Genomic DNA, 12,360 nt, shown 5'->3' with positions numbered 1-12,360 from the left:
CCCGTCCTCAGCCGGCGAAGTCGGGTTGCTGCAGCAGCGCCTGCGCCAGGCGCGGGTCTTCCAGCTTGCCGGCCCACCACTGCAGCGCCTTGCCGCGGTTGCTGGTGCGCCATGCCACCTTGAAGTTGCCCGGCGCGCGCACCTCGACGGTTTCGCGCGCCTGCAGCACGCCGCTTTCGATATGCGGCTGCGCCATCGGCGCAGGCAGCCAGCCGCAGCCGAGGCCGCGGATCTGCGCTTCGAGCTTGTCGCGCATGGTCGGCACCACCAGCACGTCCTGCCCGGCCAGCACGCCATGGGTGCGGGCCGGCAGGTTGCGCGAGGTGTCGCCCACCGCCACGATGCGGTGTTTGGCGATCTGGATCGTGGTGAGCGGGCCTTCCTCGGTGGCGAGCGGGTGGTGCGCGGCCACGGCGAAGACAAAGGGCACCGACCCCAGCGGCCGGATCTGGAAGCCCTGCGTGCTGGGCGCGTCGTAGGCGCCGCCGATCACCAGGTCGGCGCGGTTGCTGACCAGCGCGTCCCACGCGCCGCCCAGCACTTCCTTGGAAAAGCGCAGCCGGGTCGCGGTGTTTTCGGCGTAGAAGTCGTGGATCACCGGCAGCAGCGCGCGGAAGTTGATCAGGTCGTCGACCACGATGGTGAGGGTGGCCTCCCAGCCGGTGGCCAGGCGCTTGACGCGCCGCGCCAGGTCGTCGGCGGCGTGCAGCAGGTGGCGGCCCTCGTCGAGCAGGGCGCGGCCGGCGGGCGTCAGCTCGGCGCGATGGCGGCGCCGGTCGAACAGCAGCACGTCGAGGTCTTCTTCCAGCTTGCGCACCACGTAGGTCAGCGCGGAGGGGACCTTGCCCATCTCGTGGGCGGCGGCGGCAAAGCTGCCCTTCCGTTCGATGGCGTCGAGGACTTCGAGGGATTCTAGTGACAGGGCCATGTTCAGAAATTCTGAATGACTGCTTCTAAGGTGATCCCCGTAAATATACGCCTGAAGGCCTAAACTGCCTAGCATCCAAAGCGAAAACGCATGCCGCAACACGGTTCTCCAGACGGTGCTGTCGGCGAAAAGGCTCAAGGAGGGCCATCAAAATGATTGAAATCAGAAAGTCCGCAGAGCGTGGTTACGCCGATCACGGCTGGCTGAAGTCCTATCATTCGTTCTCATTCGCCGACTACTACGACCCGCAGCATGTGCAGTTCGGGCCGCTGCGCGTGATCAATGAAGACCGCGTCGCACCGGGCATGGGCTTTGGCACCCATGGCCACCGCGACATGGAAATCATCAGCTACGTGCTCGAAGGCGAGCTGGCGCACAAGGACAGCATGGGCAACGGCAGCGTGATCCGCCCGGGCGACGTGCAGCGCATGAGCGCCGGCACCGGCGTGCGCCATTCGGAGTACAACCACGCCGCGCACGACACCACCCACTTCCTGCAGATCTGGATCGTGCCGGCCGAGAACGGCATCGACCCCGGCTACGAGGAAAAGCACTTCGACGCGGCCGACAAGCGCGGCAAGCTGCGCCTGGTGGCCAGCTCTGACGGCGCCGACGGCTCGGTGCTGGTACACCAGGACATCCGGCTCTACGCCGGCCTGTTCGACGGCGACGAAGCCGCCACGCTGGCGCTGGCGCCGGGCCGCCGCGCCTATGTACACGTGGCGCGCGGCCGGGTCACGGTCAATGGCAAGGCGCTCGAGGCCGGCGACGCGGCCAGGCTGGAAGACGTGGCCGAGGTCGCGCTGTCCGGCGGCGATGGCGCCGAGGTGCTGGTGTTCGACTTGCCCTGACACCGTTCGCGGCCCGATGCGAGAGCCCGCCCCATGGCGGGCTTTTGCTTTTGCGCGGCGCACCGGGGTGCCCGCGCGTAGCGCTGTGCTATCTTCTCGCTATGCATTGCGCCTGCGCCGGCACATCGCTGGCGAGTCGCGTCGGCCAGCCCGAACGGGCCGGCGTGCCCTTGGAGCACCCCGTACCAAGATGACCTTTGTTTCCATTCTCCTGGCGCTGATTGCCGAGCAGTTCCGCGCCCTGGGCCGCAACAACCCGATCTACGAGATCGTGCGCGCGCTCGGCGACCGCGCCGAGCACGCCTTCGACACCGGCCGCCCGCGCGACGCCGCGCTGGCCTGGCTGACGGTGGTGCTGCCCCTGACCCTCGCGGTGATCGTGGTGCACTACCTGCTGGCGTCGATCAGCGTGGCGCTGACGCTCGCGTGGAATGTGCTGGTGCTGTATATGACGCTGGGCTTCCGCCAGTTCAGCCACTACTTCACCGACATCCATGAGGCGCTCAACCGCGACGACCTCCATACCGCGCGCACGCTGCTGCACGAGTGGACCGGGCTCGACACGGTCGAGATGCCGGTGTCCGAAATCGTGCGGCATACGCTGGAAGCGGCGATCATCGCCGTGCATCGGCACGTGTTCGGCGTGTTCTTCTGGTTCCTGGTGCCGGTCGGCCCTGGCGGCGTGGTGCTGTACCGCACCGCCGAATACCTGGGCCGCCACTGGAACCTGCCGTCGACCGAGCGCAGCCCGGCGCTGGGCCGCTTCGCCGCGCGCGCCTTTTACCTGCTGGACTGGATCCCGTCGCGGCTGACCTCGATCGGCTTTGCCATCGTCGGCAACTTCGAGGACGCGGTCTACGCCTGGCGCAACCATGCCCGCAAGTGGAACGATGCCGTCAACGGCATCCTGCTGGCGAGCGGCGGCGGCGCGCTGGGCGTGCGGCTGGGCACGCCGCTGGCCGAGGACGATTCCACGGTGGTGCTGCGCGCCAGCGTGGCCGGCCCGGCGGTGGACTATGCGCCCGGCATGGAAGACGCCGACGGCGCCAACGGCGGCCCGGAACCGGCGCCGCCCGAGTTCGGCACCGAGCCCGGCGTGCGCACGCTGCAGTCGGCGGTGGGCCTGGTATGGCGCGCGGTGGTGTTGTGGATGCTGCTGCTGGCGATGCTGTCGCTGGCGCTGTGGGTGGGTTGAGCAGCGCCTGGCCGTCAAGCGCAGCCGGCGAGTGTGGCCAGTTGAGCAAGTCAGGTTAGCCGCGCGACGCGCCGCAGCGCCAGCATGCGCCGAACTGCGCCTCGTGCCATTCGCCGCAACGGTCGCATTGCCAGCTGGGCCCTGGCACCGGGTTGGCCGCGGCATTGAGCACCGCCCACGCCTGCGCCTCCATCTCGTCATCGACGAGCCACACCTGCGGCGCGCTCTCGCGGAACGGGATCTCGCCGGTCGCGCCGGCCAGCCACGTATTGCGCAGTTCCGCCCGGATGCCGGCCGCGCGCAGGACGTTCTGGCAATGGGCCGCGTGGACGAGGGACGTGGCGGACAGCAACAGTTTCATGACAGCGCACCGGGAAGCCAGGTGCGCTTACCTTACCACGGCTTCTGCTGGCTGGATTCGTGCAGCAGCTGCGTGTAGAGCTGGTGCCGGCGTTCCGAGATATCGCCGGAAGCCACCGCGGCCAGCACGCCGCAGCCGGGCTCGTTGACGTGATGGCAGTTGTAGAAGCGGCACGCCGTCAGCAGCGGGCGGAACTCCGGGAAGGCGCGTTCCAGCATGCCCTCGCTGAGGTGGTAGAGGCCGAATTCCTGGAAGCCCGGCGAATCGATCAGCGCCCCCTGGCGGCCATCGACGGTACCCCAGTCCTGCGGCAGGTGGTAGAGCCGGGTGAAGGTGGTGGTGTGCTTGCCCGAATCGAGCTTGGCCGAGATTTCGCGCGTCTGCGCGTCGACGCCCGGGATCAGCAGGTTCAGCAGCGACGACTTGCCCATGCCCGATTGCCCGATCAGGATGCTGGCCAGCCCCGCCACGCGCGGCCGCAGCGCGGCCAGCGCCTGCGCCGGATCGGCGCGCACCGACAGCTCCAGCGTGTCGTAGCCGAGCCCGCGGTACAGCGCCAGGCGACCGCGAGCCTCTTCCAGGCGTTCGGGCAGGTCGGTCTTGTTGAGCACCACCAGCGGCCGGATCCCGAGCGCCTCGGCCGAGACCAGCGCGCGCCCGAGCAGGTCTTCGGAGAAACCCGGCTCGGTGGCCAGCACGATGATGACCTGGTCGATATTGGCCGCGAGCAGCTTGGACTTGAACTGGTCCGAGCGGTGCAGCAGGTTCTTGCGCGGCGAGACTCCGGTGATCACGCACTGGTCGGCGGCGGCGCGCTCGACGCTGACGTGGTCGCCCACTGCGCAGTCGCTCTTCTTGCCGCGCGGAAAGGCGTGCATGCGCGCGCCGTCCGCCAGCTCGACCACGTAGTGGCGGCCGTGGGCGGCGATGACCAGCGCGGTTTCGGCAGTGGTGCCGGCGTGGCTGCCGCCGCCGGCGTTGCGGTGACGCGTGGCGCGGCTCATGCGTGCGCCAGCAGGCGGTCGATCCGCTGTGCCGCGGGCGGATGCGAGTAGTAGAAGGCGCTGTAGAGCGGGTCGGGCGTTAGCGTCGAGGCGTTGTCCTTGTACAGCTTCACCAGCGCCGACACCAGGTGGCTGGCGTCGGTCTGGTCGGCGGCAAAGGCATCGGCCTCGAATTCATGGCGGCGCGACGACTGGCTCGACAGCGGCCCCAGCAGGAAGGTGAAGACCGGCAGCGTCAGGAAGAACAGCACCAGCGCCAGCGCGCTGTTGGACACGCCCAGGTTGGGCGCCACGCCCAGCCCGGTGTAGAACCAGCTGCGCGTGGCCAGCCAGCCCAGCAGCGCCAGGAACACCAGGCTCAGCGCGAAGGTCACCGCGATGCGCTTGGCCACGTGGCGGCGCTTGAAGTGGCCCAGCTCGTGCGCCAGCACCGCCTCGATCTCGTCGCCCGACAGGCGCGACAGCAGCGTGTCGAAGAAGACGATGCGCTTGGCCGCGCCGAAGCCGGTGAAGTACGCATTGCCGTGCGCGCTGCGCTTGCTGCCGTCCATCACAAACAGCCCCTTGCTGGCAAAGCCGCAGCGTTGCATCAGGCTCTCGATGCGCTGGCGCAGCGACGCGTCGTCGAGCGGCTCGAACTTGTTGAACAGCGGCGCGATAAAAGTCGGGAACACCACCAGCAGGAACAGGTTGAACGCCATCCACACCAGCCAGGTCCACACCCACCACAGCTCGCCGGCGCGATCCATCAGCCACAGCACCGCCAGCAGCAGCGGCAGGCCCAGCGCGCTGGCCACCAGCAGCATCTTGACCACGTCGGCCAGCCACAGTCCGAAGGTCATCTTGTTGAAGCCGAAACGCTGCTCGATGCCGAACTGGCCATACAGCGAGAACGGCAGGTCGACCAGGCCGCCGATCAGCGCCACGCTGGCGACCAGCGCCACGCCGTACGCATAGCCGGGGCCGAAGGCCTCCAGCCAGAACTGGTTCAGCCACTGCAACCCGCCCAGCATGGTGAAGCCGATCAGCACCGCGGCGCCGGCCAGTACCTCCAGCATCGACAGCCGCGTGCGGGCGATGGTGTAGTCGGCGGCCTTCTGGTGCGATTCCAGGCTGATGGTGTCGGCAAAGCGCGCCGGCACGGCATGGCGGTGCTGCGCGACATGGCGCACCTGGCGCGCGGCCAGCCACAGCTTGGTAAGCACCATCAGCACCAGGGCGGCGAGAAAGACAATCGTGAACATCGGCAAGCGCCTTGTGGGTGCGGGCGCCCGCCGTTGCAGGCGACGGGCTGCCCGTGGGGACCGCGCCGCGGGGTGGGGCGGGCGGCGGTCCGGGAATTCCGGAAACGGCGCCGCGCTGGTGCGCAGTCAGCCATCCCGGACGGATATGCGAGAATTATAAATTGTTCGCGCCCGGCGCCGCCGCGGCCGCTTTCCCCAAATCCCTATCTCCCGCAGTCCCGATGACAAGCCAAGCCGCCGCCAAATCCGTCAAAAGCGAAAACAACCTGATCTGGCTGGACATGGAAATGACCGGCCTGCAGCCGGATACCGACCGCATCATCGAAGTGGCGGTGGTGATTACCGACTCCGAGCTCAATATCCTGGCCGAAGGCCCGGTGCTGGTGATCCACCAGAGCGATGCCGTGCTCGACGGCATGGACAACTGGAACAAGGGCACCCACGGCCGCTCGGGCCTGATCGACAAGGTCAAGGCCTCGACCCTGACCGAAGAGCAGGCCGAGGCCGAGCTGCTGGCCTTCCTCAAGCGCTGGGTGCCGGCGGGCAAGTCGCCGATGTGCGGCAACTCGATCTGCCAGGACCGCCGCTTCATGGCGCGCTACATGCCCAAGCTGGAAGCGTTCTTCCACTACCGCAACCTGGACGTGTCGACGCTCAAGGAACTGTGCAAGCGCTGGGAGCCGGCCGTCCACAAGGGCTTCGTCAAGCGCCAGCTGCACACGGCGCTGGCCGACATCCTGGAGTCGGTCGAGGAGCTGCGCTACTACCGCACCCACTTTATCCGCCACGCCGCGCCCGGCGCGTCCGACACGTCCGCGGCGTCCCCCGAGGCGCCGGCCGCCGGCACGCCGGCGCAGTAAGCGGAGCGCGGCTCCCGCAAGCATCCCACCATTCCCGGCGCGCCGCCCCGTGCAGGCGGCGCGTTGCCCGTCCGCCTGCCCATGTTCGAGCGCATCGTTTCCATCATCACGCCGGTCATCCTGATCATCCTGGTCGGGTGGCTGTACGGGCGCAAGGCCCATCCGGACATGGCCGGCATCAACCGCGCCACGCTGGACGTGATCGCGCCGCTGCTGGTGGTGTCGGCCTTCGTCAGCAAGGACTTCGTGCTGGCCGACCAGCTGGTGCTGCTGGGCTGCGCGGTGGCAGTGGTGCTGGGCTCGGGCGTGCTGGCGTGGGGGCTGGCGCGCTGGATGAAGGTCGATCCGCGCACCTTCGTGCCGCCGATGATGTTCAACAACTGCGGCAACATGGGTTTGCCGCTGTCCGTGTTCGCCTTCGGCCCGGCCGGGCTGGCACCGGCGGTGGCGCTGTTCGCGGCATCGAACCTGATGCACTTCACCATCGGCATGAAGATCGTCAACCGGCATGCGTCGCTGGCGCAGATCGCGCGCAACCCGATGGTGCTGGCCACCGTGGCGGGCGTGGCGCTGGCGCTGGCGCGGCCGTGGTTCACGCTGCCGGACCCGGTCTACCAGTCGGTCAAGCTGCTGGGCGATGCCACCGTGCCGCTGATGCTGTTTGCGCTGGGCGTGCGCATGAAGGATGTGAGCCTGCGCAACTGGGGCATGGGGCTGGTCGGAGCGGCGGTGTGCCCGCTGACCGGCATCGCGGTGGCGCTGGCGCTGGCGCAATGGGTGCCGCTGACCGAGCTGCAGCGCGGCCTGCTGTTCGTATTTGCGGCGTTGCCGCCGGCGGTGCTGAATTTCCTGGTGGCCGATCACTTCCGGCAGGAGCCGGACCAGGTGGCGTCGATCGTGCTGCTCGGCAATATCGCCGCCGTGGTGTTCGTGCCGGTGGGACTGTACCTGGGCCTGCGCTGAGGCGGCATGCCCGCGTGGCGCGTGCCGGCGGGCGGGCAGTTCGAATCAGGCCGCGGGTTTGGCCCGCACGGCGTTCTTGGGGCGCCAGGCCTTGACGATGGTCTCGTCGGTTTCCATGTAGGGGCCGCCGATCAGGTCGATGCAATACGGCACCGCGGCAAAGATGCCTTGCACCACCGGCTTGCCATCGGCGTCGCGCAGGCCTTCCAGGGTTTCGCGGATCGCGCGCGGCTGGCCGGGCAGGTTGATGATCAGCGCTGCGCGGCTGGCGGTCTCGCGGATCACCGCGACCTGGCGCGACAGGATCGCGGTCGGCACGAAATGCAGGCTGACCTGGCGCATCTGCTCGCCAAACCCCGGCATTTCCTTGGTACCCACTGCCAGCGTGGCCTCGGGCGTCACGTCGCGGCGCGCCGGGCCGGTGCCCCCGGTGGTCAGCACCAGGTCACAGCCGGCCACGTCGACCAGCTCGATCAGCGTGCGCGAGATCTGCGCCTGCTCGTCCGGGATCAGGCGCTCCACCGCCTGCCAGGGCGAGGTCAGCGTGCGCCCGAACCAGTCGCGCAGCGCCGGGATGCCCTCGTCCTGGTAGGTGCCGGCCGAGGCGCGGTCCGAGATCGATACGAAGCCGACGACGAGTTCGTCGGGATGGTGGCGGACAACCGGCTGGGTGGTCTGGGTCATGCCTCGGGCTCCGGATGGTCGGGGGTGGGTTCCTCGGCGGCGCGGCCCTTGCCGTCCTTCAGGTCCAGCGCCGTCTTGATCGCCTGGAACAGCTCGCGGAAATAGCGCGGCGGCTTGCCCAGCTCTTTTTCCTTGCGCGCGTTGCGGATGGTGTTGCGTAGCGCCTGCACGTCGATGCCGGGATGCTCGCCGAGAAAGCGCGTCAGCGCCGCGTCGTCGGCCAGCAGCAGCTCGCGCCAGCGCTCGATCAGATGCATGCGGGCGGTTTCGGCCTTGCTGGTGCCCTTGAAGCCTTCCAGCGCTTGCCGGATCACCTCGACCTCTTCGTCCTCGAGGCCGCGCATGATCTTGCCGACGTACTGCATCTGGCGGCGCTTGCCTTCGTGGCTGTTGATGCGGCGCGCCTGATGGATGGCATCGGCGAGCGCCTCGGGCATCGGCACGCGCGCCAGGCGGTCCTTGGCCAGCGCTTCGAGTTCGGCGCCAAGGTCCTGCAGGGCGGTCATGTCGCGCTTGCGCTGCGACTTGCTTTTCGGTTCGTCGTCTTCCGGTTCGGGCGCAAAGCCTCCGGGAAAGCGCGAGCCTTGTGAGTTACGGGAATTTCGCGTCATGCCCGGCATTTTATCTTGCTATGATTGCCGCTTGGACTTTTGATGACACCCGCCCAGCATGGACCAGATCGCCGAACAGACCGCGCATTTCACCTACACCCAGGCCCAGCTCAGCGAGATGGCCGCCGATGTGCTGCGGGTGGCACGCGAACTGGGGGCGACCGACGCCGCCACCGAGATCTCGGAAGGCAGCGGCCTGTCCGTGTCGGTGCGCAAGGGGCAGGTGGAAACCATCGAGCAGAACCGCGACAAGGTGGTCGGGGTCACGGTGATGATCGGCAAGCGCCGCGGCAACGCCAGCACCTCGGACTTTTCGCCGGCGGCGCTGCGCGCCACTGCCGAGGCGGCCTACAACATCGCCCGCTTTACCGCGGAAGACGACTGCGCCGGCCTGGCCGAAGAGGAACTGCTGGAGCGCGCGCCGCAGGACCTGGACCTGTTCCACCCGTGGGCGCTCGACGCCGAAGCCGCCATCGACATCGCCACCCGCGCCGAGGCCGCGGCGTTTGCGGTATCGCCGCGCATCCGCAACAGCGACGGCGCCAGCGTCTCGGCCCAGCATTCGCAGTTCGTGCTGGCGACCACGCGCGGCTTCAACGGCGGCTATCCGTATTCGCGCCATTTCATCTCGTGCGCGCCGATCGCCGGCAGCGGCAGCGGCATGCAGCGCGACGACTGGTATTCGTCCAAGCGCTCGCCGCTGGCGCTGGCCGCGCCCGAGGACATCGGCCGCTACGCCGCCGAGCGCGCGCTGGCGCGGCTGCAGGCACGCAAGCTGTCCACGCGCCGCTGCCCGGTGCTGTTCGAGGCGCCGCTGGCAGCGGGGCTGCTGGGCGCCTTTGTGCAGGCGGTGTCAGGCGGCGCGCTGTACCGCAAGTCCACCTTTTTGTGCGATTCGCTGGGCCAGGCCGTGTTCGCCCCGCATATCCAGATCCATGAGCAGCCGCATACCCCCGGCGCCATGGGCAGCGCCCCGTTCGACGAGGAAGGCGTGCGCACGCGCGAGCGCGACGTGGTCAAGGACGGCGTGGTGCAGGGCTATTTCCTGTCCACCTACTCGGCGCGCAAGCTTGGCATGCAGACCACCGGCAATGCCGGCGGCTCGCACAACCTGACGCTGTCGAGCAGCCTGACCCAGCCCGGCGACGACTTCCCCGCCATGCTGCGCAAACTCGGCACCGGCCTGCTGGTGACCGAGCTGATGGGGCAGGGCGTCAACTACGTCACCGGCGACTATTCGCGCGGCGCGTCGGGCTACTGGGTCGAGAATGGCGTGATCCAGTATCCGGTCGAGGAAATCACCATCGCTGGCAATATGGCCGAGATGTTCCAGCAGATCGTCGCGATTGGCGCGGACGCGCTGGTGCGCGGGACCAAGGAAACCGGCTCGATCCTGCTCGAGCAGATGACGATCGCGGGGAACTGAGCGGCATCGCCCGGTCAAAAAAGAAAGCGGGCCGCGGCCCGCTTCTTTATTTCATGCGCCGGTCACGATTCTTCCGAAGGCGGCCGCTCATACGTGACGAAGGCGTAGTCGAAGCCGTTCGCCGCCGAATGATGGGTCTCGCGCGCGGTTTCGATCCACTGCGTGCGGTCGATCTCCGGGAAGAAGGCATCGCCTTCCACGTCGGCGTCGATCTCGGTCACCACCAGCCGGTCCGCGCTCGGCATGGCCTCGGCATACAGCTGCGCGCCGCCGATCAAAAAGATCTGCTCGGCGCCCACGCACAGGCGCTGGGCTTCTTCCAGCGAAGGCGCCACCTCGGCCCCCTCGATGCGCAGGTCCGGGTTGCGGCTCACCACGATATTGCGGCGCCCCGGCAGCGGGCGGCCGATCGAATCCCAGGTCTTGCGCCCCATGATCACGGGCGCGCCCATGGTGGTGCGCTTGAAGTGCGCCAGGTCTTCCGGCAGGCGCCACGGCAGCGTGTTGTTGCGGCCGATGGTGCCGTTGCGGGCGCGCGCTACAACCAGTGTCAGCAGCGTCATACGGCCACCGGTGCCTTGATCGCGGGGTAAGACTGGTAGCCGGCCAGTTCGAAGTCTTCGTAGCGGTAGTCGAAGATGCTGTCGGGCTGGCGCAGGATCTTCAGCCGCGGCAGCGCCATCGGCTCGCGCGCCAGCTGGGTCTGCACCTGTTCGAAATGGTTGTTGTACAGATGGCAGTCGCCGCCGGTCCAGACGAAGTCGCCCACTTCCAGTCCGGTCTGCTGCGCCATCATGTGGGTCAGCAGCGCATAGCTGGCGATATTGAACGGCACGCCCAGGAAGATGTCGGCGCTGCGCTGGTACAGCTGGCACGACAGTCGCCCATCGGCCACGTAGAACTGGAAGAACGCATGGCAGGGCGGCAGCTTCATGCGCGGGATGTCGGCCACGTTCCACGCCGACACGATCAGCCGGCGCGAATCCGGGTTGGCGCGGATCTGCGCTACCAGCTCGGAGATCTGGTCGATATGGCGGCCGTCCGGCGCCGGCCACGAACGCCATTGCGAGCCGTAGACCGGGCCCAGTTCGCCGTGCTCGTCGGCCCACTCGTCCCAGATGGTGACGCCGTGCTCCTGCAGCCAGCGCACGTTGGTCGAGCCCTGCAGGAACCACAGCAGTTCATAGATGATCGACTTCAGGTGCAGCTTCTTGGTGGTCACCACCGGGAAGCCTTCGCGCAGGTCGAAGCGCATCTGGTAGCCGAACACCGAGCGCGTGCCGGTGCCGGTGCGATCGGCCTTGTCGGTGCCATGCTCGTAAACATGGCGCATGAAGTCGAGGTACTGTTTCATCGGCGCGGGGCGGGATGGAAGGTGGCGCGGGCGCCTGGGCCCGCGAAGCTGGCATTTTAAAGCAAGACGGGCCGCCCCTCAGGGCGGCCCGTCTTTTGCGGCAGCGCCAGGGCACAGGGCCCTGGCGCAGGCGGCAGGCTTAGTGGCTGCCGGCCGGCTCCTGCTGCTGCACGCGGCGCTTCTGCACCAGGTAGCCGGCGCCCAGCACGCCGCCGACGATCAGCACGTACAGGCCCCAGTTGACCACCGGGTTGGCTTCGAAGAACGCCTTGATCAGCGGCTCGTGCACGATCATCTTGACCGCGGTGAACGCCAGCACGCCGGCGCCCAGGTAGATGATGACCGGGAAGCGGGCCATCAGCTTGAGCACCAGGCTCGAGCCCCACACCACGATGGGGATGCTGATCAGCAGGCCCAGCACCACCAGCAGGAAGCTGCCGTGCGCGGCACCGGCCACGGCCAGCACGTTGTCCACGCCCATCACCGCGTCGGCGATGATGATGGTCTTCATGGCGCCCCACAGGGTCGCGGCGCCGGCGCCGTGCCCTTCTTCGCCGCTGTCGTCGGACAGCAGCTTGTAGGCAATCCACACCAGCGCCAGGCCGCCCACCAGCATCAGCCCCGGAATCTTCAGCAGCCAGACCACGCCGATCGTCATGGCCGAGCGGACCACCACGGCACCCACGGTACCCCAGATAATGGCCTTCTTCTGCAGGTGGGGCGGCAGGTTGCGTGCCGCCAGCGCGATCACGATGGCATTGTCCCCGGCCAGCACCAGGTCAATGACGACGATGGACAGCAGCGCTGTCAGGAACTGCATCGTGAACAGATCGGTAAACCACTCCATGAACTCTCCTCAGGTACGAATCAGCGCATGCG

General features: G+C 68.0%; 14 protein-coding genes. 5 read left to right on the top strand and 9 right to left on the bottom strand.

What is annotated here, in order from left to right; genetic code table 11:
• Positions 1 to 7: 7 nt before the first annotated feature.
• Positions 8 to 928, bottom strand: coding sequence for a LysR family transcriptional regulator (locus ACEI37_RS22305; RefSeq protein WP_111521403.1), 921 nt, complete (start codon positions 926 to 928; stop codon positions 8 to 10).
• A gap of 152 nt (positions 929 to 1,080) precedes the next feature.
• Here ACEI37_RS22305 and ACEI37_RS22300 point away from each other — a divergent pair, with 152 nt between their 5' ends.
• Positions 1,081 to 1,779: a pirin family protein gene (locus tag ACEI37_RS22300; protein WP_373378190.1), complete on the top strand. Its 699-nt coding sequence runs from the start codon at positions 1,081 to 1,083 to the stop codon at positions 1,777 to 1,779.
• A 190-nt stretch (positions 1,780 to 1,969) separates the two neighbouring features.
• Entirely contained in the window at positions 1,970 to 2,974 is a 1,005-nt protein-coding gene (locus ACEI37_RS22295) for a CobD/CbiB family protein (RefSeq protein WP_116337499.1), read from the top strand.
• A 55-nt stretch (positions 2,975 to 3,029) separates the two neighbouring features.
• Here the strand turns inward: ACEI37_RS22295 and ACEI37_RS22290 are convergent, their stop codons facing one another.
• From ACEI37_RS22290 to ACEI37_RS22280, 3 genes are read right to left on the bottom strand one after another with little or no spacing between them, the layout of a single operon-like run.
• Positions 3,030 to 3,335 carry a putative signal transducing protein gene (locus tag ACEI37_RS22290; RefSeq protein WP_373378189.1) on the bottom strand — a complete coding sequence of 102 codons (306 nt, stop codon included), beginning with the start codon at positions 3,333 to 3,335 and terminating at the stop codon, positions 3,030 to 3,032.
• A 32-nt stretch (positions 3,336 to 3,367) separates the two neighbouring features.
• On the bottom strand, positions 3,368 to 4,339 hold the full coding sequence (gene rsgA / locus ACEI37_RS22285) for a ribosome small subunit-dependent GTPase A (protein ID WP_373378188.1): 972 nt from the start codon (positions 4,337 to 4,339) through the stop codon (positions 3,368 to 3,370).
• On the bottom strand, positions 4,336 to 5,583 hold the full coding sequence (locus ACEI37_RS22280; protein WP_373378187.1) for a M48 family metallopeptidase: 1,248 nt from the start codon (positions 5,581 to 5,583) through the stop codon (positions 4,336 to 4,338). The genes rsgA and ACEI37_RS22280 overlap by 4 nt, the downstream gene beginning before the upstream one ends.
• A gap of 221 nt (positions 5,584 to 5,804) precedes the next feature.
• Between ACEI37_RS22280 and orn the strand changes: the two genes are divergently transcribed.
• The gene (gene orn / locus ACEI37_RS22275; RefSeq protein ID WP_373378186.1) at positions 5,805 to 6,443 is read left to right on the top strand and encodes an oligoribonuclease; all 639 of its coding nucleotides are present in this window, start codon (positions 5,805 to 5,807) and stop codon (positions 6,441 to 6,443) included.
• An 81-nt stretch (positions 6,444 to 6,524) separates the two neighbouring features.
• Complete coding sequence (locus tag ACEI37_RS22270; RefSeq protein WP_115680734.1) at positions 6,525 to 7,406, top strand: AEC family transporter; 882 nt, start codon at positions 6,525 to 6,527, stop codon at positions 7,404 to 7,406.
• Between the two features lie 45 nt (positions 7,407 to 7,451).
• Here the strand turns inward: ACEI37_RS22270 and mog are convergent, their stop codons facing one another.
• Both mog and yjgA read right to left on the bottom strand, forming a co-directional pair.
• On the bottom strand, positions 7,452 to 8,090 hold the full coding sequence (mog, locus tag ACEI37_RS22265) for a molybdopterin adenylyltransferase (RefSeq protein WP_111521409.1): 639 nt from the start codon (positions 8,088 to 8,090) through the stop codon (positions 7,452 to 7,454).
• The gene (gene yjgA / locus ACEI37_RS22260) at positions 8,087 to 8,701 is read right to left on the bottom strand and encodes a ribosome biogenesis factor YjgA (RefSeq protein WP_373378185.1); all 615 of its coding nucleotides are present in this window, start codon (positions 8,699 to 8,701) and stop codon (positions 8,087 to 8,089) included. Before yjgA ends, mog begins: the two co-directional genes overlap by 4 nt.
• A gap of 58 nt (positions 8,702 to 8,759) precedes the next feature.
• Here yjgA and pmbA point away from each other — a divergent pair, with 58 nt between their 5' ends.
• A complete protein-coding gene (gene pmbA / locus ACEI37_RS22255) occupies positions 8,760 to 10,127 on the top strand; it encodes a metalloprotease PmbA (protein ID WP_373378184.1) in 1,368 nt (455 codons plus the stop codon).
• A 62-nt stretch (positions 10,128 to 10,189) separates the two neighbouring features.
• On the opposite strand, the gene ACEI37_RS22250 is transcribed toward pmbA, so the two are convergent.
• The 3 genes from ACEI37_RS22250 to ACEI37_RS22240 all read right to left on the bottom strand — a co-directional run bounded on the left by ACEI37_RS22250 (position 10,190) and on the right by ACEI37_RS22240 (position 12,328).
• Positions 10,190 to 10,690: a dihydrofolate reductase gene (locus ACEI37_RS22250; RefSeq protein ID WP_373378183.1), complete on the bottom strand. Its 501-nt coding sequence runs from the start codon at positions 10,688 to 10,690 to the stop codon at positions 10,190 to 10,192.
• Positions 10,687 to 11,481, bottom strand: coding sequence for a thymidylate synthase (locus ACEI37_RS22245; RefSeq protein WP_373378182.1), 795 nt, complete (start codon positions 11,479 to 11,481; stop codon positions 10,687 to 10,689). The genes ACEI37_RS22250 and ACEI37_RS22245 overlap by 4 nt, the downstream gene beginning before the upstream one ends.
• 139 nt (positions 11,482 to 11,620) lie before the next feature.
• Complete coding sequence (locus ACEI37_RS22240) at positions 11,621 to 12,328, bottom strand: TerC family protein (protein ID WP_373378181.1); 708 nt, start codon at positions 12,326 to 12,328, stop codon at positions 11,621 to 11,623.
• Between the last annotated feature and the right edge of the window lie 32 nt (positions 12,329 to 12,360).

Source organism: Cupriavidus nantongensis, assembly GCF_041726985.1.
Lineage (GTDB): Bacteria > Pseudomonadota > Gammaproteobacteria > Burkholderiales > Burkholderiaceae > Cupriavidus > Cupriavidus nantongensis_A.
This window is presented reverse-complemented; position numbering and strand designations above follow the sequence as displayed.